The organism is Burkholderia sp. Bp9142 (genome assembly GCF_003853415.1).
Classification (GTDB): domain Bacteria; phylum Pseudomonadota; class Gammaproteobacteria; order Burkholderiales; family Burkholderiaceae; genus Burkholderia.
Genome location: NZ_QTPP01000033.1, coordinates 67,449 through 87,778 on the forward strand (window position 1 = coordinate 67,449; position 20,330 = coordinate 87,778).

The 20,330-nt window shown below is 65.7% G+C and carries 13 protein-coding genes; 7 read left to right on the plus strand and 6 right to left on the minus strand.

Annotation, left to right across the window (positions count from 1 at the left end; translation table 11 throughout):
* Positions 1-106: 106 nt before the first annotated feature.
* Positions 107-1,150, minus strand: coding sequence for a rod shape-determining protein (locus DIE22_RS28720; protein WP_004189550.1), 1,044 nt, complete (start codon positions 1,148-1,150; stop codon positions 107-109).
* Positions 1,151-1,518: 368 nt separating this feature from the next.
* Between DIE22_RS28720 and gatC the strand changes: the two genes are divergently transcribed.
* From gatC to DIE22_RS28745, 5 genes are all read left to right on the plus strand, one after another.
* Positions 1,519-1,818: an Asp-tRNA(Asn)/Glu-tRNA(Gln) amidotransferase subunit GatC gene (gene gatC / locus DIE22_RS28725; protein WP_124500610.1), complete on the plus strand. Its 300-nt coding sequence runs from the start codon at positions 1,519-1,521 to the stop codon at positions 1,816-1,818.
* 71 nt (positions 1,819-1,889) lie between these two features.
* A complete protein-coding gene (gene gatA / locus DIE22_RS28730; RefSeq protein ID WP_124606592.1) occupies positions 1,890-3,380 on the plus strand; it encodes an Asp-tRNA(Asn)/Glu-tRNA(Gln) amidotransferase subunit GatA in 1,491 nt (496 codons plus the stop codon).
* Between the two features lie 4 nt (positions 3,381-3,384).
* Positions 3,385-4,857 (plus strand): Asp-tRNA(Asn)/Glu-tRNA(Gln) amidotransferase subunit GatB, encoded by a 1,473-nt coding sequence (gatB, locus tag DIE22_RS28735; protein ID WP_124606593.1) that lies wholly within the window; start codon positions 3,385-3,387, stop codon positions 4,855-4,857.
* A gap of 126 nt (positions 4,858-4,983) precedes the next feature.
* Positions 4,984-5,823: a polyphosphate kinase 2 family protein gene (locus DIE22_RS28740; RefSeq protein ID WP_124500607.1), complete on the plus strand. Its 840-nt coding sequence runs from the start codon at positions 4,984-4,986 to the stop codon at positions 5,821-5,823.
* Between the two features lie 50 nt (positions 5,824-5,873).
* A complete protein-coding gene (locus tag DIE22_RS28745) occupies positions 5,874-6,647 on the plus strand; it encodes an exodeoxyribonuclease III (protein ID WP_124500606.1) in 774 nt (257 codons plus the stop codon).
* Between the two features lie 102 nt (positions 6,648-6,749).
* Here the strand turns inward: DIE22_RS28745 and DIE22_RS28750 are convergent, their stop codons facing one another.
* Entirely contained in the window at positions 6,750-7,802 is a 1,053-nt protein-coding gene (locus DIE22_RS28750) for an NAD(P)-dependent alcohol dehydrogenase (protein ID WP_124606594.1), read from the minus strand.
* A 229-nt stretch (positions 7,803-8,031) separates the two neighbouring features.
* Between DIE22_RS28750 and DIE22_RS28755 the strand changes: the two genes are divergently transcribed.
* Positions 8,032-8,976, plus strand: a complete 945-nt coding sequence (locus DIE22_RS28755; RefSeq protein WP_124606595.1) for an AraC family transcriptional regulator — start codon at positions 8,032-8,034, stop codon at positions 8,974-8,976.
* Positions 8,977-9,030: 54 nt separating this feature from the next.
* Here DIE22_RS28755 and DIE22_RS28760 read toward each other — a convergent pair whose 3' ends face one another.
* The 4 genes from DIE22_RS28760 to DIE22_RS28775 all read right to left on the minus strand — a co-directional run bounded on the left by DIE22_RS28760 (position 9,031) and on the right by DIE22_RS28775 (position 13,343).
* Positions 9,031-10,065, minus strand: a complete 1,035-nt coding sequence (locus DIE22_RS28760; protein WP_124500603.1) for a M48 family metallopeptidase — start codon at positions 10,063-10,065, stop codon at positions 9,031-9,033.
* Positions 10,055-11,476: an AmpG family muropeptide MFS transporter gene (locus DIE22_RS28765; RefSeq protein ID WP_124500602.1), complete on the minus strand. Its 1,422-nt coding sequence runs from the start codon at positions 11,474-11,476 to the stop codon at positions 10,055-10,057. Before DIE22_RS28765 ends, DIE22_RS28760 begins: the two co-directional genes overlap by 11 nt.
* Before the next feature lie 116 nt (positions 11,477-11,592).
* On the minus strand, positions 11,593-12,201 hold the full coding sequence (metW, locus tag DIE22_RS28770; RefSeq protein ID WP_006755281.1) for a methionine biosynthesis protein MetW: 609 nt from the start codon (positions 12,199-12,201) through the stop codon (positions 11,593-11,595).
* The gene (locus DIE22_RS28775; protein WP_124500601.1) at positions 12,198-13,343 is read right to left on the minus strand and encodes a homoserine O-acetyltransferase; all 1,146 of its coding nucleotides are present in this window, start codon (positions 13,341-13,343) and stop codon (positions 12,198-12,200) included. The genes metW and DIE22_RS28775 overlap by 4 nt, the downstream gene beginning before the upstream one ends.
* 707 nt (positions 13,344-14,050) lie before the next feature.
* Between DIE22_RS28775 and DIE22_RS28785 the strand changes: the two genes are divergently transcribed.
* Positions 14,051-20,330 (plus strand): ESPR-type extended signal peptide-containing protein (locus tag DIE22_RS28785; RefSeq protein WP_409410201.1); only part of this gene is annotated, 6,280 nt, incomplete at its 3' end.

Genomic DNA, 20,330 nt, shown 5'->3' on the forward strand with positions numbered 1-20,330 from the left:
AATGCTCAGACGCGCAAACGGCGTGGCGGTTCGTTCTGAACGAGCGATCCGGCCACGCCGCGGGTGCGTCATATCAAACGGGACTGCTTAGGCGATCACTCGGCGATCACTCGTACGAGAAGATGCTGCCCAGTTTGTCCATGCGCTCGAGCGCCATGCCCGAACCGCGCACGACGCAGGTGAGCGGATCTTCCGCGACGAGCACCGGCAGGCCGGTTTCTTCCGCGAGCAGGCGATCGAGGTCGCGCAGCAGCGCGCCGCCGCCCGTCAGCATCATCCCGCGCTCGGCGATGTCGGCGCCGAGTTCCGGCGGCGTCTGCTCGAGGGCGATCTTCACCGACGACACGATCTGGTTCAGCGGATCGGTCAGCGCTTCGAGGATTTCGTTGCTGGAGATCGTGAAGCTGCGCGGAATGCCTTCCGACAGGTTGCGGCCCTTGACTTCCATTTCCTTGACTTCGGAGCCCGGGAACGCGGAGCCGATTTCCTTCTTGATCGCTTCGGCGGTTTGTTCGCCGATCAGCATCCCGTAGTTGCGGCGGATGTAGTTGACGATGGCTTCGTCGAACTTGTCGCCGCCGACGCGCACCGAGCCCTTGTACACGATGCCGCCGAGCGAGATCACGCCGACTTCCGTCGTGCCGCCGCCGATGTCGACGACCATCGAGCCGGTGGCTTCCGACACCGGCAGGCCCGCGCCGATCGCGGCCGCCATCGGCTCCTCGATCAGGTAGACCTGCGATGCGCCGGCGCCGTGCGCGGCTTCCTTGATCGCGCGGCGCTCGACCTGGGTCGAGCCGCACGGCACGCAGATGATGATGCGCGGCGACGGCGAGAACATGCGCGACTCGTGCGCCGTCTTGATGAACTGCTTGATCATCTGCTCGGTGACGGTGAAGTCGGCGATCACGCCGTCCTTCATCGGGCGGATCGCCTCGATGTTGCCCGGCACCTTGCCGAGCATCTGCTTGGCTTCCTTGCCGACCGCCTGGATCGTCTTCTTGCCGTTGGGGCCGCCTTCCTGGCGAATCGACACGACGGACGGCTCATCGAGCACGATGCCCTTGCCGCGCATGTAGATCAGGGTGTTTGCGGTGCCGAGGTCGATCGCCAGATCGTTGGAGAAGTAGCTGCGCAAAAAACCGAACATTCAGAATCCTGTTTCGCTCTGGGCCGGCCCTGCATAGCGAGCGCTGAGGGCGGCAGCGGAAAAAATAACAGCCTCGGGAAGCGTGGCGGAAGCGGCCGCCGCGGCGCACGAAGCTGCGAGTGATGTCTACCGGGGATCGCACGAAGCACGCACGGCTTGCCGAAGCGGGGCGAAACGGTGCGGGAAAAGGCTAGCCGGGTTTGGGTCGAACGCGTAATGATACCTTATAATTTCACGGTATTTGAATCGAAACGGGCGGTATTTTTGCCGCTTCGGCCCCGATTTTTGAGGGTGGGATCGCACCCTCCAACCCCCCGCCGCAGCGCTGCTTTCGATGCGCTGCGCAGCCTTGTTTTTCCGGTGATCGCATGGCCCTGACCCTGACCGATGTGAAACGCATCGCGCACCTGGCGCGACTCGAAATGGCCGACGCCGACGCCGAGCATACGCTCGGCCAGCTCAATGAATTCTTCGGCCTCGTCGAGCAGATGCAGGCGGTCGACACCGCCGGCATCGCGCCGCTCGCCCACCCGATCGAACAGATCCAGGAAGTCGCGCAGCGCCTGCGCGACGACGCCGTGACGGAAGTCGTCGATCGCGACGACAACCAGCGTCCGGCGCCGGCCGTCCAGGACGGCCTCTATCTCGTGCCGAAGGTGATCGAGTAAGCATTCGATGACAAGCGCGCCGGCGCCGCGCCGCGCCGCGCGCCACCCAGAATTCCCAGGAAAACCACTCAATGCACGCAAAAAGCCTGACCGAACTGCGCGCCGCGCTCGCCGCCAAGGAATGCTCGGCCGTCGAGCTCGCGCAGCTCTACCTGAAACGGATCGACGCGGCACGCGACCTGAACGCGTTCGTCCATGTCGAGCCCGACCTCACCCTCGCGCAGGCGAAGGCCGCCGACGCCGAACTCGCGCGCGGCGCGGGCGGCGCGCTCACCGGCCTGCCGATCGCGCACAAGGATGTCTTTGTCACGCGCGGCTGGCGCTCGACCGCCGGCTCGAAGATGCTCGCGCACTACGAGAGCCCGTACGACGCGACCGTCGTCGCCCGCCTGCAGGCGGCCGGCATGGTCACGCTCGGCAAGACCAACATGGACGAGTTCGCGATGGGCTCGTCCAACGAGAATTCGGCGTTCGGCGCGGTGAAGAACCCGTGGGACACGAACGCGGTGCCGGGCGGCAGCTCGGGCGGCAGCTCGGCGGCCGTTGCCGCGCGCCTCGCGCCGGCCGCGACCGGCACCGACACAGGCGGCTCGATCCGCCAGCCCGCGTCGTTCGCGGGCGTGACGGGCATCAAGCCGACCTACGGCCGCGTGTCGCGCTACGGGATGATCGCGTTCGCGTCGTCGCTCGACCAGGGCGGCCCGATGGCGCAGAGCGCGTCCGACTGCGCGCTGCTGCTGAATGTGATGGCCGGCTTCGACGAGCGTGACTCGACGAGCCTCGAGCGTGACGACGAGGATTTCACGCGCCACGTCGGCCAGCCGTGGGCCGCCGGCAACGACGCGGCCAGGCCGCTCGCGGGCCTGCGCATCGGTTTGCCGAACGAGTACTTCGGCGACGGCCTCGCCGACGACGTGCGTGCGTCGATCGACGCGGCACTCAAGCAGTACGAGGCGCTCGGCGCGACGCTCGTGCCCGTGTCGCTGCCGAAGACGGAACTGTCGATCCCCGTGTACTACGTGATCGCACCGGCCGAGGCATCGTCGAACCTGTCGCGTTTCGACGGCGTGCGCTTCGGCCACCGCGCCGCGCAGTACGGCGATCTGCTCGACATGTACAAGAAGTCGCGCGCCGAAGGCTTCGGCCCCGAGGTGAAGCGCCGGATTCTCGTCGGCACCTACGTGCTGTCGCACGGCTACTACGACGCGTACTACCTGCAGGCGCAGAAGATCCGCCGCATCATCGCGAACGATTTCCAGGAAGCGTTCAAGTCCTGCGACGTGATCATGGGCCCGGCGTCGCCGACGGTCGCATGGGATCTCGGCGCGAAGGGCGACGATCCGGTGCAGATGTATCTCGCGGATATCTACACGCTGTCGGTGAGCCTCGCCGGCCTGCCCGGCATGAGCGTGCCGTGCGGCTTCGGCGCGGGCGCGAACGCGAAGCGCCCGGTCGGCCTGCAGATCATCGGCAACTATTTCAACGAAGCCCGGATGCTGCAGGTCGCCGACGCGTTCCAGCGCGCGACCGACTGGCACAAGCAAGTTCCGGCTGGAGCGTAAATATATGACTCAATGGGAAGTCGTCATCGGTCTCGAGACGCACGCGCAACTGTCGACCGTCTCGAAGATTTTCTCCGGCGCGTCGACGCAGTTCGGCGCCGAGCCGAACACGCAGGCCTGCCCGGTCGACCTGGCGCTGCCGGGCGTGCTGCCGGTGCTGAACCGCGGCGCGGTCGAGCGTGCGATCCGCTTCGGCCTCGCGATCGGCTCGACCATCGCGCCGCGCAGCATCTTCGCGCGCAAGAATTATTTCTACCCCGATCTGCCGAAGGGCTATCAGATCAGCCAGTACGAGATTCCGGTCGTGCAGGGCGGCCGGATCACGATCCAGGTGCCCGCCAACGAAAAGGCCGGCAAGCAGGCGTACGAGAAGACGGTCAACCTGACCCGCGCGCACCTCGAGGAAGATGCGGGCAAGTCGCTGCACGAAGACTTCGCCGGGATGACCGGGATCGACCTGAACCGCGCGGGCACGCCGCTGCTCGAGATCGTCACCGAGCCGGAAATGCGCAGCGCGGCCGAGGCCGTGGCCTATGCGAAGGCGCTGCATGCGCTCGTCGTGTGGCTCGGCATCTGCGACGGCAACATGCAGGAAGGCTCGTTCCGCTGCGACGCGAACGTGTCGGTGCGCCCGGTCGGCCAGGAAAAGTTCGGCACGCGCGCCGAGATCAAGAACCTGAACTCGTTCCGGTTCCTTGAAGAAGCGATCAACTACGAAGTGCGTCGCCAGATCGATCTGATCGAGGACGGCGGCGAAGTCGTGCAGGAAACGCGCCTCTACGATCCGGACAAGCGCGAGACGCGTTCGATGCGCAGCAAGGAAGACGCGCACGACTACCGCTATTTCCCCGATCCCGACCTGATGCCGCTCGTGATCGGCCAGGACTGGATCGAGCGCGTGCAGGCCGGGATGCCCGAACTGCCGGCCGCGATGCAGCAGCGCTTCGCCGAGCAGTACGGCGTGTCCGCGTACGACGCCGGCGTGCTGACGTCGAGCAAGGCGATGGCCGCGTACTTCGAGGCCGTGGTCGCGAAGGCCGGCGCAGCGAACGCGAAGATCGCCGCGAACTGGCTGATGGGCGACGTGTCGTCGCAGCTCAATCGCGACGGCATCGAGATCGACGCGATTCCGGTCTCGGCCGCGCAGCTCGCGCTGGTGCTGCAGCGCATCGCCGACGGCACGATCTCGAACAAGATCGCGAAGGAAATCTTCTCGACCATCTGGGACGAGAAGGCGACCGACGAAGCCGCGGCCGACCGCATCATCGACGCGAAGGGCCTGAAGCAGATCTCCGACACCGGCGCGCTGGAAGCGATCATCGACGAAGTGCTCGCGGCGAACGCGAAGTCGGTCGAGGAATTCCGCGCGGGCAAGGAAAAGGCGTTCAACGCGCTGATCGGCCAGGCGATGAAGGCGACCAAGGGCAAGGCCAACCCGCAGCAGGTCAACGAACTGCTGAAGAAGAAGCTCGGCTGAACATGGCCGCGCGCCTGAACCGCGCCTGACGACGGGCCGCCGCCGGATTCGTTCGGGGCGGCCCGTCGTTTTGGTGCATGCGTTATCGTGTGAGCGTATGCATCGCACCGTCCAACGGAGGAACGAATGGCGAAACAACCGTCGCTCGACGATTTCCGCGTGCCGTACAGCACGCGCGAGAAGGAAGCTGCCGCATTCAGGCTCGATGCGTTCGATCCGGCCGCGAAGCCGTTCTCGTCGGGGTCGAAGGACGCCGACCGCGAACGGCTCACCGCCGTGTCGACGGAACTCGACGTGCAGCAGGAGCGCCTGCACACGCAGCAGAAGAAGCGCGTGCTGCTCGTGCTGCAGGGGATGGACACCAGCGGCAAGGACGGCACCGTGCGCGCGGTGTTTCGCGATGTCGATCCGCTCGGCCTGCGGATCGTGCCGTTCAAGGCGCCGACGCCGATCGAGGCCGCGCACGACTTCCTTTGGCGCGTGCACGCGCAGGTGCCGGCCGCGGGCGAACTCGCGATCTTCAATCGCAGCCACTATGAAGACGTGCTCGTGCCGCGCGTCCTCGAGCTCATCAACGACAAGGAATGCGAGCGCCGCTACCGGCAGATTCGCGATTTCGAGGCGATGCTCGCGGAGAACGGCACGACGATCGTCAAGTGCTTCCTGCACATCTCGAAGGACGAGCAGCGCGCACGGCTGCAGGCGCGCATCGACGATCCGACCAAGCACTGGAAGTTCGACATCTCCGATCTCGATGCGCGCAAGCACTGGGATGCGTACCAGTCGGCGTACCGCGACGCGCTCGCCGCGACCTCGGCCGAGCATGCGCCGTGGTACGTGATCCCGGCGAACTCGAAAACACATCGCAACGTGATGATCGCCGAGTTGCTGCTGCGCACGATGACCGACATGAAGCTCGAATTCCCGCCGCCGAAGCCGGAGCTCGAAGGCGTGAAGATCAGCTAGGCTGCGATCCTGTAAAACACATCGAACTGAACTGAACTACGGAACCCGACATGATGCGAGTGATTACCGCCAACCTGAACGGCATCCGCTCCGCCGCGAAGAAGGGCTTCTTCGAATGGCTCGGCGAACAGAGCGCCGATTGCGTGTGCGTGCAGGAAATCAAGGTATCGGCCGACGACCTGCCGGCCGAATTCGTCGAGCCGCACGGCTTCAGGAGCTATTTCCACCACGCCGAGAAGAAGGGCTACAGCGGCGCGGGCGTGTACAGCCGCCACGAGCCCGATGACGTGATCATCGGCTTCGGCAGCAGCGAATTCGATGCCGAGGGGCGCTACGTCGAGGCGCGCTACGGCAAGCTGTCGGTCGTGTCGGTGTACGTGCCGTCCGGCTCGAGCGGCGAAGAGCGCCAGCAGGCCAAGTACCGCTTCATGGACGCGTTCATGCCGCATCTCGCCGAGCTGAAGAAGAAGCGCGAGGTGATCCTGTGCGGCGACGTGAACATCGTCCACAAGGAAATCGACATCAAGAACTGGAAGAGCAACCAGAAGAACTCGGGCTGCCTGCCGGAAGAGCGCGCGTGGCTCACGCAGCTGTTCGACGATGTCGGCTACGTCGACGTGTTCCGCACGCTCGACCCGCGTCCCGAGCAGTACACGTGGTGGAGCAACCGCGGCCAGGCGTACGCGAAGAACGTCGGGTGGCGGATCGATTACCAGATCGCGACGCCGGGCGTGGCCGGCACCGCGAAAAGCACGTCGATCTTCAAGGACATCAAGTTCAGCGATCATGCGCCGCTGACGGTCGATTACGACTACAAGAAGTGACCTTCGGCGCTACGCAGCGCGCGTAGCTGCCGAGCCATCCGGTCGCCGGATGCAAGACGGGCCGCATGTCGAACATGCGGCCCGTTTCGCTTGGGTCGTCGCTTACTGCTTGAGCGACGCCATGTCGATCACGAACCGGTACTTCACGTCGCTCTTCAGCATCCGTTCGTAAGCGGCATTGATCTGCTGCATCGGAATCGTCTCGATATCCGACGTGATCCCGTGCTCCGCGCAGAAATCGAGCATCTCCTGCGTTTCCGCGATCCCGCCGATCAGCGAGCCCGCGAGGCGGCGGCGCTTGAAGATCAGGTTGAACACCTGCGGCGACGGGTGGTCGTGCTCCGGTGCGCCGACGAGCGTCATCGTGCCGTCGCGCTTCAGCAGGTGCAGGAACGGGTTCAGGTCGTGCTGCGCGGCGACCGTGTTCAGGATGAAGTCGAAGCTGTTCAGGTGCGCGTTCATCTGCGCTTCGTCCTTCGAGATCACCACTTCGTGCGCGCCGAGCCGTTTGCCGTCCTCGATCTTCGACGGTGATGTCGTGAACAGCACGACGTGCGCGCCCATCGCGCGCGCGAGCTTCACGCCCATGTGGCCGAGGCCGCCCAGGCCGACGATCCCGACCTTCTTGCCGGGGCCGGCGTTCCACTGGCGCAGCGGCGAGTAGGTCGTGATCCCCGCGCACAGCAGCGGCGCGGCGCCTGCCGGGTCCAGCGTCTCGGGCACGCGCAGCACGAACGCCTCGTCGACGACGAGCTGTGTCGAATAGCCGCCGTACGTGACGTCGCCCGTCACGCGATCCTGGCCGTTGTAGGTGCCGACGAAGCCGTTCTCGCAATACTGCTCGAGGCCTTCCGCGCAGCTCGGGCAGGTGCGGCACGAATCAACGAGACAGCCGACGCCGACCAGCTCGCCGACCTTGAAGCGCGACACCTGCGGGCCGGTCGCGGTCACGCGGCCGACGATTTCATGGCCCGGCACGACCGGGTAGATCGTGTTGCGCCATTCGTTGCGGGCCTGGTGCAGGTCCGAGTGGCAGACGCCGCAGTAGAGCACCTCGATCTGGACGTCGAGGTCGCGCAGCGCGCGGCGCTGGAATTCGAACGGGGCGAGCGGCGAGCGCGCATCGGTCGCCGCGTAAGCGTAGGTTGTGCTCATGCAGGGGGCTCCTTGTCCGGGAAAAACATCCGGTGAAACAGACTGCCGCCGCATCATGTGGCGACGCGGCGAGACAGGTGCCCATCGTAAGGAGCGGGCCGCGTCGGCGAAATACACGAAGGTCTCGAAGATTTGCCTATTCCTCTCGAATTGCGCGCAAACGGCCGTCAAAACGCTTTCAAGGTGCTACATTGCAAGCCAGATTCTCTTGCCGGACAGGACGACGCCGATGAGCTTCCAGCCCCTTTTCGACGATTCGGGCGAGCGTGTGCGGCGCCGCATGATCGAGCTGCATGCGCGCCTCGCGCCGAACGACGGCGACACGCTGGCGGCGCTCGACGGCGTGCGCTTCATCCGCGTGAGCCGTCCCGCGCCGCGCATGCCGGTGCTGTACGAGCCGAGCATCATCGTCGTGTGCCAGGGCCGCAAGCTCGGCTATCTCGGCGATCGCTCGTTCGTCTACGACGCGCAGCAGTATCTCGTGCTGTCGGTGCCGCTGCCGTTCGAATGCGAGACCTTCGCGAGCATGGACGAGCCGTTTCTCGCGATCTCGATCCGTGTCGATCTGGCGGTGATCGCCGAACTCGCGATCCTGCTCGACGAGACCCTCGGCGCGGCGGTCAGCGAGCCGCACGGCGTCTATTCGACACCGCTCGACGCGCCGCTCGCCGACGCGGTGGTGCGGCTGCTCGAAGCGCTCGCGTCGCCGCACGACACGTGCGTGCTCGGGCCGGCGATCATGCGCGAGATCGCGTACCGCGTGCTGACGGGCGCGCAGGGCGACGCGATTCGCGCGGCGCTCGTCCAGCAGCATCATTTCGGCCGCATCGCGAAGGCGCTGCGGCGCATCCACGCGGACCTGAAGGCCGAGCTCGACGTCGAGACGCTCGCGCGCGAGGCCGGGATGAGCCTCGCGGTGTTCCACGCGCAGTTCAAGCACGTGACGGCGACGTCGCCGATGCAGTATGTGAAGGCCGCGCGGCTGCACCAGGCGCGGTTGATGATGGTGCAGGACGGCGTCGGGGCGGGGGCTGCCGCCGCGCGGGTCGGCTATGCGAGCGCGTCGCAGTTCAGCCGCGAGTTCAAGCGGCTGTTCGGCCGCAGCCCCGGTGACGAAGTGCGCTGGATGCACGAAAGCGGCAGCCGGCCGGTCGAATCGGACGTTGGCGCATAGCGCCCGGCGTCACGCGCCGGCGATGTCCGACGAGGAAGCCGCCGGCCGCGGCGCTCAGCGCCGCACGACCTTGCGCCGCTGCGCGTTGATGCCCGCGTAGTCGGGCAGCGTGTCGACCCGTTTGCCGATTGCCTTCGCATACAGCGGCATCAGGTCCGGCAGGCGGTTCAGCAGATCCTGCCGCCGCGCCGCGCCGTACGGGTGCATGTAGATGAAGCCCGACGTCCTGTTCGCGCGCGTTGCCGCCGCGAGCTTGTCCCACAACGTGATCGCCGCGCGCGGATCGAAGCCCGCGCGGGCGGCGATGTCGCCGCCGATCACGTCGGCTTCGGTCTCGTCGGTCGGGTCGTAGCGCAGCGTCTGCAGGCGTGCGCCGAGGTTCAGCTCCTGCTGCAGCGGATCGCCGACGCCGAACAGCGGCGGCAGCGTAGCCGCTCGCAGTGACGTTTGCGACGTCGCGCTGAAATTGCTGCGCGCGTGTTCGCGCAGCGCATGCGCGATGCCGTGCGCGAGCAGCACGCCGGACTCGTCGTCGTTCAGGCGCACGCGATCGAGCAGCCCGCCGTACACGAGCACCTTGCCGCCCGGCAGGCAGGTGACGCGGATGTCGCGCGAGCGGATCGCGGTGACGTCCCACGCCCAGTTCTTCACGCGATCGTTCCACTTCACCGAATACGGTGCGAGCTTCATCACGATCGCGCGCAGGCGTTTCACGCGCGGCTGGTTCGCGGGCAGCAGGCGGTCGCTGTCAGCGGCCGCCTGCACGATCTGCGCATATTCGTTGGCGGTGAGTTGCTCGAGCAGCGGCGACGGGATCAGCGTGCGGAACGCGATCGCGTTGCCGTAGCGGACCTGCTGCGGCGTCGGCGTATAGGCTTTCGCGGGCACGGCCGCGCCGGTCGGCTGCGCGGCTTCGGCGGCGGACGGCGCAACCGGGGCCGCCGGCGTGGACGGCGCAGCCGGCGCGGAGCCCGCCGCGGCCGCACCGGCGTCGGACGCATGCGCGCTTCCGGCCGCGCCGAGCATCGCGATGCCGGCGCTCAGTGCGGCGGCGACGCGTGCCACGCGATGCAATCGATCATTGCGCACGGCTGGCCTCGCCGTTGCGCGCGACACCGTTCCACGGCGCGATCTTGAACAGCAGCAGCATGCCGGGGATCGCGAGCGCGGTGCACACGATGAAGTAGTCGAACCAGCCGATCTTCGCGACGATGAAGCCGCTCGCGGCCGATGCGAGCGTGCGCGGCACGGACGCGAGGCTCGTGAACAGCGCGAACTGCGTGGCCGTGTAGCGCGGGTCGGTCGTGCTCGCGATATATGCGACGAACGCGGCCATCGTCAGGCCGGTCGTGAAGGTTTCGACGCCGTAGACGATCGCGAGCGCGACCGTCATCGGGCTGAACTGCGGCGTGACGGCGATGCCGAACACCGACAGCGCCGACGCGATTGCGTGGCTCGTCGAGACGGTGAAGTCGTAGAGCACCGCGAGCACGGGCGAGCCGGGGCCGAGTTGCGCGAGCCACGCGAAGCCGAGCGTCGACACCATCTGCAGCGCGCCGAAGATCCACAGCCCGCGGCCGATCCCGATCTTCACGAGCCAGACGCCGCCGATGATGCCGCCGGCGACGCTTGCGACGAGCGCGGTGGTTTTCGCGACGATGCCGATCTCGGTACGCGTGAAGCCGATGTCGAGGAAGAACGACGTCGACAGCGTGGTCGCCATCGTGTCGCCGATCTTGAACAGGAAGATGAACGCGATGACGAGCAGCGCGCCGGCCCAGCCGTCGCGCTGGATGAATTCGCGGAACGGCAGCACGATCGCGTCGCGCAGGTTGCGCGGCGGCGCGCCGACCACTTCGGGCTCGCGCACGACGAGCGTCATCAGGATGCCCGGCAGCATGAACGCGCCGGTGAGCGCGAACACGGCGTCCCACGGCAGGTGGTCGGACAGGATCAGCGCCAGCGAGCCGGGGATCAGCGCGGCGAGCTTGTACGCGTTCACGTGTACCGCGTTGCCGAGGCCCTGCTCGGTGTCGCGCAGCAGTTCGCGGCGATACGCGTCGATCACGATGTCGGAGCTTGCGCCGAAGAACGCGACGAGCGTCGTGAGCGCGGCCACTGTCCAGATCGAGTCGCGCGGCGACACGAAACCGAGCGCGGCGATCGCACCGGCGACCAGCACCTGGGTGAGCAGCATCCAGCCGCGCCGGCGGCCCGGCCGCCAGCCGGGCAGGCGCGGGAGGTAGCGGTCCATCAGCGGCGCCCACAGGAACTTCCACGTATACGGGAACTGGATCAGCGCGAACAGGCCGATTTCCTTCAGGTTCACGCCCTCGGAGCGCAGCCATGCCTGCACGAGGTAGACGAGCGTGAACAGGGGCAGACCCGACGTGAACCCGAGGAACACGCAGATCAGCATGTGCGTGTTCAGATAGGCTCGCCAGCCGGGGTGATCCTCGTGGGCGGTGAGCGCGGGCGCCTCGTGTGGCGTTTTGGACATGGACTGGAACTGGGTAGCGTTGACTGATTGCGGCGGCAGCGCAGGCGGCGCGGGCAGCGCAGGGGCGCGGCCGCACGTGCGTGCGGGCCGTCGGCGTCCGTCAACGGCTCCCCGGCTCAGCTGCGCTTGACGCGATAGACAGCAAGACTACCACGCCAGTTCGCTCCCCATCGAATCGGTTGGCCTTCGTGCAGCACCACGCGGTCGAGGATCGTCACGCCGACTTCGGGCGCGAGCGCCTCGAAATCCTCGATCGTCAGCACCCGGACGTTCGGTGTGTTGTGCCACTGGTAAGGCAGCGACTTCGACACCGGCATCCGGCCGTTCAGCACCGACAGCCGGTGCGGCCAGTAGCCGAAATTCGGGAACGACACGATGCATTCGCGCCCGACCCGCGCGGTTTCGCGCAGGATCGCGGCCGTCTGGTGAATCGTCTGCAGAGTCTGCGACAGGATTGCGATGTCGAAGCTGTGGTCCTCGAACAGGCGCAGGCCGTCCTCGAGGTTCTGCTGGATCACGTTGATGCCGTTCTTCGCGCTCGCGAGCACGCCCGCGTCGTTCAGCTCGATCCCGTATCCGGTTACGTCCAGTTCTTCCATCAGCAGCGCGAGCAGCGAGCCGTCGCCGCAACCGAGGTCGAGCACCGTCGAGCGCGGTTCGACCCAGCGCGCGATCGTGCGGAAGTCCGCGCGCGCGGACAGGGAATTCAGCGCTTGCTGGTTCATGCGCCCACCTCGTTGGCAATTCGTTCGTAATACGCGCGGATCAGGTTGTGATAGCGCGCGTCTTCGAGCAGGAACGCGTCGTGGCCGTGCGGCGCGTCGATCTCCGCGTAGCTGACCGTGCGCTTGTTGTCGAGCAGCGCCTTCACGATCTCGCGCGAGCGGGCGGGCGCGAAGCGCCAGTCGGTCGAGAAGCTCGCGATCAGGTATTTCGCCTGCGTGTGCGCGAGTGCGGCCGTCAGGTTGCCGTCGAACGCCTTCGCCGGGTCGAAGTAGTCGAGCGCGCGCGTGATCAGCAGGTACGTGTTCGCGTCGAAGTAGTCGGCGAACTTGTCGCCCTGGTAGCGCAGGTACGACTCGACCTCGAACTCGACGTCGAAGCTGAAGTTGTAGGCATCGAGCGCGCCGTCCGCGCGGCGTAGCGCACGGCCGAATTTCTCGGCCATGTCGTCGTCGGACAGGTACGTGATGTGGCCGATCATCCGTGCGACGCGCAGGCCGCGCTTCGGCTTCACGCCGTGCGCGTAGTAGTCGCCGCCGTGGAAGTCGGGATCGGACAGGATCGCGGAGCGCGCGACCTCGTTGAACGCGATGTTCTGCGCGGACAGCTTCGGCGTCGACGCGATGTCGATGCAGTGCGCGACGCGTTCCGGATACATCAGGCTCCATGCGAGCGCCTGCATCCCGCCGAGGCTGCCGCCCATCACCGCGGCGAAGCGCTCGATGCCGAATGCGTCGGCGACACGCGCCTGCGCGTGCACCCAGTCCTCGACGGTGACGACCGGGAAGCGTGCGCCGTACGGCTTGCCGGTCGACGGATCGGCGCTCATCGGGCCGGTCGAGCCGAAGCACGAGCCGAGGTTGTTCACGCCGATCACGAAGAAGCGGTTGGTGTCGAGCGGCTTGCCGGGGCCGACCATGTTGTCCCACCAGCCGGTGCTGCGCGGATCGTCCGCGTAGACGCCGGCGACGTGGTGCGACGCGTTGAGCGCGTGACAGACGAGCACCGCGTTCGAGCGCGCGGCGTTGAGCTCGCCGTACGTCTCGACGACGAGCTGATAGTTGCCGAGCACGCTGCCGCTTTGCAAGCGCAGCGGTTCGGCGAAGTGCATGGTCTGTGGAGCGACGATGCCGATCGATTCCATTCGTTCCGCCTTATGACTGGGCGGCTAAACGGTGTCGGCGAGGCGCGGAGGCGAAGGTGCGCGGCTGACGACCTCTTTAGCCGCATTTGTAGTGAACCGCCGGGACAAGGACGCATCAAGGCCCCGGCCGGTTCGCGCGCCCGCAATCGAGTCAGCAAATCGGCGCGCTTCCGACCTGCCGCCGAGCGGGCGGCAGGTGGCACAAAGTATAGCGGATTTTCCAGGCGAGCGAGCGGTCCGGAAGGCCACGTTCAAGCAGGTGCCGACGCCTGTCGTCTGGCACCGCTGTCCCGTGAAACGCGTTGCCGCCGCGACTTTTTAATACAGAAAATATCGAATTATTTGATGCCTGGTGTGACCGGGTAAATCCTTCAATTTCTGTAACGTTTATTCAATATAAAACGAAATTCGTACAAGTTCTAAATTTATTTTATTTGATTTAGTTCGCGTCCTGTTTTTGAGATGAAGGCATGTCAATAGAGTTTCAACCAGCTTTCAGTATCCGGTTGAAACGCGCGATTTGGCAGCGCTGTCGGCATGATCTTTCATCTGTGTTCATGCGATTTCTCAGAATGCAGTTTCGCATTTCTTCCCGGAAAGCCGTAAGCGTTGAGCTACTTGTCACCGCTCTTGCCGAGTCGTCACATCGATATGGCTGTGCAAATTCGATGCGCGTCGCGGAGAGGTTTACCAAAGGAAAAGTTCGTATGAACAAGTCGTATCGTGTCGTGTGGAACGCCTCGACCAGCACTTGGTGCGCGGCATCGGAAATTGCACGCGGGCGCTCGAAATCATCGCGCTCGGCGAAATCGAAAATCGCGGCGGCCACTGCGCTGGTCGTTGCCTCCATGGGGTCCGCGTACGCGGACGAAGTCGACCCGGCAGACCCGACGCTCGACGATCGGACCCATCTGACCGACGTCAAGCAGGATGATCCGCTGACGCTCAAGCGAAGCGGGCCCGATACCCGGGCAGTCGTGCCCGACAACAGCGCCTACGTGAAGATCAATGCGAAGGGCGACGGCACGGATAACGCGTCGGCGATGGGCGAGAACTCGATCGCGATCGGCAGCAGCGCGAAAACGCGCTCGGCTACGTCGGGTCTCGGCGGTGCGGTGGCGATCGGTACCGCAGCGACGGCGGCTGGCAACAACGTCGCGCTTGGCGGCAGCGCATCGGCAACGGGCGAACTCGGTGCGGTTGCGCTGGGGGCCTCGGCCAATGCATCCGGCAAGTCGTCGGTCGCGCTCGGCTTCGAGTCACAGGCGACCGGTTGGGGCGCCTACGCGCTGGGCCGGAAGGCGGCGGCGCTGGCGGACGCCTCGGTGGCGATCGGTGATTCGTCGATGGCGACGCGGACCGGCACGACGGCGATTGGCTTGCAGGCTGCGGCGGCTGCGGACAATGCGGTCGCAATCGGTCAGAGCGCGGCGGCGCGCGCCACCGACTCGCTGGCACTCGGTGCGTATTCCGAGGCTGACCGGAGCCAGACGGTATCGGTCGGTACCGCCGGCTTCGAGCGTCAGATCGTCAATGTCGGGCGCGGCACGCAGGCGACCGATGCCGTCAACATCGCGCAGCTCAAGGACGTGACCGCCACGCTGGGTGGCAACGCTGCGGTCGACGCGAACGGCAACATCAAGAAACCGGCCTACACGATCGGCAGCAAGACCTACGACAACGTCGGCGACGCGCTGCTGGCGGCGTCCGCGTCGGGCGGCGGGTCGGAAAACGCGGTCGAGTACGACTCCACCGCGAAGAATTCGGTGACCCTCGGCGGCACCGGCTCGGCCGAGGTCAAGCTCACCAACGTGCGCGCGGCCACGCTGGCGTCGAACAGCACGGACGCCGTCAACGGCGCGCAACTGTTCGCGACCAACAACCGCGTGACCAAGGTCGAGCAGTCGCTGACCGATAGCGGCCTGATCGATCCGTCGACCGGCGAGTCGCTCGCGGTCGTGTACAAGGACGCGACCAAGAGCACCGTTGCGCTGGGCGGCACGGGTGGTACGACCGTCACGAACGTGAAGGCCGGCAAGGTCGTATCGGCCAGCAAGGACGCCGTGAACGGCAGTCAGCTGTACGACGTATCGTCGAGCGTCGCGTCGGCACTCGGCGGTCAATCGGCCGTCAACGCGGACGGCACCGTGTCGACACCGACCTACAAGGTTGGCGACAAGACCTACAACAACGTCGGCGACGCACTTCAGGCCGCGGCCGCCTCGGGCGGGGCTGGCGGCGAGGATGCGAACGCCGTGCACTATGACGGTACGAACAAGTCCAGCGTGACGCTGGGCGGCACGGGTGCGTCGAACCCGGTCTCGCTGAAGAACGTCGCGACGGGCACCGCCGCCACCGACGCAGTCAACGTGGCCCAGCTCCAGAGCGGCATGAGCGACGTCAAGGACGAGATCAAGAAGGACCTCGGCGACGGCACGCTCGACATGAAGTACATCAAGGTTCGGGCCACGGGCATGCAGGCCAATGCGCTGGGCAAGAACAGCGTGGCGATCGGCTCGCAAGCGAATGCGACGAACATCGATACGCTGGCGATCGGGTCGGGTGCCCGCGCGTCGGGGGCCAACTCGATCGCAATCGGCGTCAACTCGGTTGCTATGGCAGCCAATACCGTGTCGGTAGGCGACGTGGATTCCAAGCGTCGGATCGTCAACGTCGAAGCGGGTATTGACGACTCGGATGCCGTCACCATGAAGCAGTTGACCGACGCGATGAATTCCGCCAATACGAAGCTCGACGTGAAGATGACGCGGATGACGCGTGACGTCGAATCGAAGCCGGGCAGCTTCGTCGCGATCGAAGGGTTGGGCGCGGACGGCAGCTTGCCGAGCATTGCATCGATGAACGGGCGCGATCCCAAATTGGGTACGGCTGCGGCCATCGGCGTAGGGAGTGGCGCCGGCGGGCTCAATACTGTCGCAGTCGGTCTGCAGGCGGTTGCGAGTTCGGACAACTCGGTGGCGATCGGCAGTATCGCCCAGACGGGTGTTGATCACCCGTATTCGGTGGCGATCGGCAGCATGGTCACGACGAATGGTCCCGGCGCGTTGGCAATCGGCTCTCGAGCGAAGGCCAATGGCGAAAACGCGGTGGCGGTCGGCAATAATGGCGTGATGGCGCTGGGCAAGAGCTCGATCGCCATGGGCGACAAGGCGACGACGGCGGTCGGGAGCGTGAACGGTATGGCGCTCGGCAAGTCTGCGAAGATCGAGCAAAACGTAACCGACGCCATCGCACTGGGTGCCAACGCGAGTGTGGCGTCGGGCAATAACGGTGGCATCGCACTGGGCGCCAATTCCGTCGCCGATCGCGCCAATGCGCTCTCCGTCGGGTCGAATTCGCTCCAGCGCCAGATCGTCAACGTCGCAAAGGGTACTAAAAACAACGACGTGGTGAACGTGAGCCAGCTGACGGGCGTGACGAACGCGCTCGGCGGCGGCGCGGGCATCGATGTCGATGGCACCGTCAAGGCGCCGACGTACAAGGTTGGCGACACGACGTACAACAACGTCGGCGACGCGCTGGACGCGATGTCGAAGAACGCCGGCTCTGACCCGAACGCGGTGGTGTACGACAGCACGTCGAAGGACAAGGTGACGCTGGCGGGCAAGGCGGGCACGACGCTGTCGAACGTGGCGGCGGGCAAGGCCGACCTGGATGCGGTGAACGTGTCGCAGCTGAAGTCGTCGGGCCTGATCGGTGAAGACGGCAAGTCGCGTGCTGCAATCACCTACGACAAGAACGCGGACGGTACGCCGAACTACCAGTCGGCGACGCTGGCGGGCGCTGGCGGCACGAAACTGACGAACGTGAAGGCCGCTGAGCTGTCGTCGACGAGCACGGACGCGGTGAACGGCTCGCAACTGTTCGCGACGAACGAGAACCTGGGCAACCTGAAGGATGCCCTGACAGATGGCGGCGTCCTCGACAAGACGACGGGCGAATCGCTGGCGGTGGTGTACGACAGCACGTCGAAGGACAAGGTGACGCTGGCGGGCAAGACGGGCACGACGCTGTCGAACGTGAAGGCCGGTACGGCCGACCTGGACGCGGTGAACGTGTCGCAGCTGAAGTCGTCGGGCCTGATCGGCGAAGACGGCAAGTCGCTTGCCGCGGTGACGTACGACAAGAAGGCGGACGGCACGGCGAACTACAACTCGGTGACGCTGGGCGGCGGGAAGTCGACGGGTGCGGTGACGCTGTCGAATGTTGCACAGGGCAAGGCCGGCACGGACGCAGTGAACGTCGATCAACTGACGAAAGCGATCAGCGACGTGGAAGGTGGCATGAACCCGCTGGCCGTGTCTTACGACAGCGTGACGAAGGACAAGGTGACGCTGGCCGGCGGCAAGACGGGCACGACACTGACGAACGTGGCGGCCGGCAAGGCCGACATGGACGCGGTGAACGTGTCGCAACTGAAGTCCTCGGGCCTTGTTGGCGAGGACGGCAAGTCGCTGGCTGCAGTCACTTACGACAAGAACGCGGACGGCACGCCGAACTACCAGTCGGCGACGCTGGCGGGCGTTGGCGGCACGAAGCTGACGAACGTGAAGGCCGCTGAGCTGTCGGCGACGAGCACGGACGCGGTGAACGGCTCGCAACTGTTCGCGACGAACGAGAACCTGGGCAACCTGAAGGACGCGCTGACGGATGGCGGCGTCCTCGACAAGACGACGGGCGAATCGCTGGCGGTGGTGTACGACAGCACGTCGAAGGACAAGGTGACGCTGGCGGGCAAGACGGGCACGACGCTGTCGAACGTGAAGGCCGGTACGGCGGATCTGGATGCGGTGAACGTGTCGCAGCTGAAGTCGTCGGGTTTGATCGGCGAGGATGGCAAGTCGCTTGCCGCGGTGACGTACGACAAGAAGGCGGACGGCACGGCGAACTACAACTCGGTGACGCTGGGCGGCGGGAAGTCGACGGGTCCGGTGACGCTGTCGAACGTGGCCAAGGGCAAGGCCGGCACGGACGCAGTGAACGTCGATCAACTGACGAAAGCGATCAGCGACGTGGAAGGCGGCATGAACCCGCTGGCCGTGTCTTACGACAGCGTGACGAAGGACAAGGTGACACTGGCCGGCAAGACGGGCACGACGCTGACGAACCTGAATGCGGGCAAGGTGAGCGCGGACAGCAAGGACGCGGTCAACGGTTCGCAACTGCACGCCACGGCAAAGAGCGTGGCAGACGCGTTGGGCGGCGGTTCGACGGTGGACGAGAGCGGCAAGCTCACGGCGCCGACGTATACGCTGGCTGATCCGGCGGACAGCTCGAAGCAGGTCGACTATCACACGGTGGGCGATGCGCTGGAGAACCTGGATGGTCGTGTGGCGAGCAACACGGGCGACATCACGAACATCAAGAACCAGTTCACGAACACGGGCCTGGTGGACAGCGATGGCGACACGCGTGCTGCGGTGACGTATGACAAGAACGCGGATGGCACTCCGAACTACAAGTCGGCGACGCTGGCGGGTAAAGGCGGCACGAAGCTGACGAACGTGGCAGCCGGTACTGCCGACCTGGACGCGGTGAACGTGTCGCAACTGAAGTCGTCGGGCCTGATCGGCGAGGACGGCAAGTCGCTCGCTGCAATCACTTACGACAAGAACACGGACGGCACGGCGAACTACAAGTCGGCGACGCTGGCTGGCGTTGGCGGCACGAAGCTGACGAACGTGAAGGCCGCGGAGCTGTCGTCGACGAGCACGGACGCGGTGAACGGCTCGCAACTGTTCGCGACGAACGAGAACCTGGGCAACCTGAAGGACGCACTGACGGATGGCGGCGTCATCGACAAGACGACCGGTGAATCGCTGGCGGTGGTGTACGACAGCACGTCGAAGGACAAGGTGACGCTGGCGGGCAAGACGGGCACGACGCTGTCGAACGTGGCGGCGGGCAAGGCCGACCTGGATGCGGTGAACGTGTCGCAGCTGAAGTCGTCGGGCCTGATCGGCGAGGATGGCAAGTCGATTGCGGCGGTGACGTACGACAAGAAGGCGGACGGCACGGCGAACTACAACTCGGTGACGCTGGGCGGCGGCAAGTCGACGGGTCCGGTGACGCTGTCGAACGTGGCCAAGGGCAAGGCCGGTACGGACGCGGTGAACGTCGATCAACTGACGGACGCACTTCGCGATGTGGAAGGCGGCATGAACCCGCTGGCCGTGGCCTACGACAGCGCGAAGAAGGACAAGGTGACGCTGGCTGGCGTTGGCGGTACGACCCTGTCGAACGTGGCGGCGGGCAAGGCCGACACGGACGCGGTGAACGTGTCGCAACTGAAGTCGTCGGGCCTCGTTGGCGAGGACGGCAAGTCGCTTGCTGCAGTCACTTACGACAAGAACGCGGACGGCACACCAAACTACAAGTCGGCGACGCTGGCGGGTGAAGGCGGTACGAAGCTGTCGAACGTGAAGGCGGGTACGGCCGACCTGGACGCGGTGAACGTGTCGCAACTGAAGTCGTCGGGCCTGATCGGCGAGGACGGCAAGACGCTGGCTGCAATCACGTACGACAAGAACGCGGACGGCACGCCGAACTACAAGTCGGCGACGCTGGCGGGTGAAGGCGGTACGAAGCTGTCGAACGTGAAGGCGGGCACGGCCGACATGGACGCGGTGAACGTATCGCAACTGAAGTCGTCGGGCCTGATCGGCGAGGACGGCAAGTCGCTCGCTGCGATCACGTACGACAAGAACGCGGACGGCACGCCGAACTACAAGTCGGCGACGCTGGCGGGCGAAGGCGGTACCACGCTTGCGAACGTGGCGGCGGGCAAGGCTGACCGGGATGCGGTGAACGTATCGCAGTTGAAGTCGTCAGGCCTGATCGGCGAGGACGGCAAGTCGCTGGCTGCAATCACGTACGACAAGAACGCGGACGGTACGCCGAACTACAAGTCGGCGACGCTGGCGGGCGAAGGCGGTACGAAGCTGTCGAACGTGAAGGCCGGTACGG

What these genes read in the sequence shown, in the direction of transcription:
- DIE22_RS28765 (WP_124500602.1), bottom strand. Translation starts at nt 11,476, where the DNA reads ATGTCCAAAACGCCACACGAGGCGCCCGCGCTCACCGCCCACGAGGAT.
- metW (WP_006755281.1), bottom strand. Translation starts at nt 12,201, where the DNA reads ATGAACCAGCAAGCGCTGAATTCCCTGTCCGCGCGCGCGGACTTCCGC.
- DIE22_RS28720 (WP_004189550.1), bottom strand. Translation starts at nt 1,150, where the DNA reads ATGTTCGGTTTTTTGCGCAGCTACTTCTCCAACGATCTGGCGATCGAC.
- DIE22_RS28775 (WP_124500601.1), bottom strand. Translation starts at nt 13,343, where the DNA reads ATGGAATCGATCGGCATCGTCGCTCCACAGACCATGCACTTCGCCGAA.
- DIE22_RS28750 (WP_124606594.1), bottom strand. Translation starts at nt 7,802, where the DNA reads ATGAGCACAACCTACGCTTACGCGGCGACCGATGCGCGCTCGCCGCTC.
- gatA (WP_124606592.1), top strand. Translation starts at nt 1,890, where the DNA reads ATGCACGCAAAAAGCCTGACCGAACTGCGCGCCGCGCTCGCCGCCAAG.
- gatC (WP_124500610.1), top strand. Translation starts at nt 1,519, where the DNA reads ATGGCCCTGACCCTGACCGATGTGAAACGCATCGCGCACCTGGCGCGA.
- DIE22_RS28755 (WP_124606595.1), top strand. Translation starts at nt 8,032, where the DNA reads ATGAGCTTCCAGCCCCTTTTCGACGATTCGGGCGAGCGTGTGCGGCGC.
- gatB (WP_124606593.1), top strand. Translation starts at nt 3,385, where the DNA reads ATGACTCAATGGGAAGTCGTCATCGGTCTCGAGACGCACGCGCAACTG.
- DIE22_RS28745 (WP_124500606.1), top strand. Translation starts at nt 5,874, where the DNA reads ATGATGCGAGTGATTACCGCCAACCTGAACGGCATCCGCTCCGCCGCG.
- DIE22_RS28740 (WP_124500607.1), top strand. Translation starts at nt 4,984, where the DNA reads ATGGCGAAACAACCGTCGCTCGACGATTTCCGCGTGCCGTACAGCACG.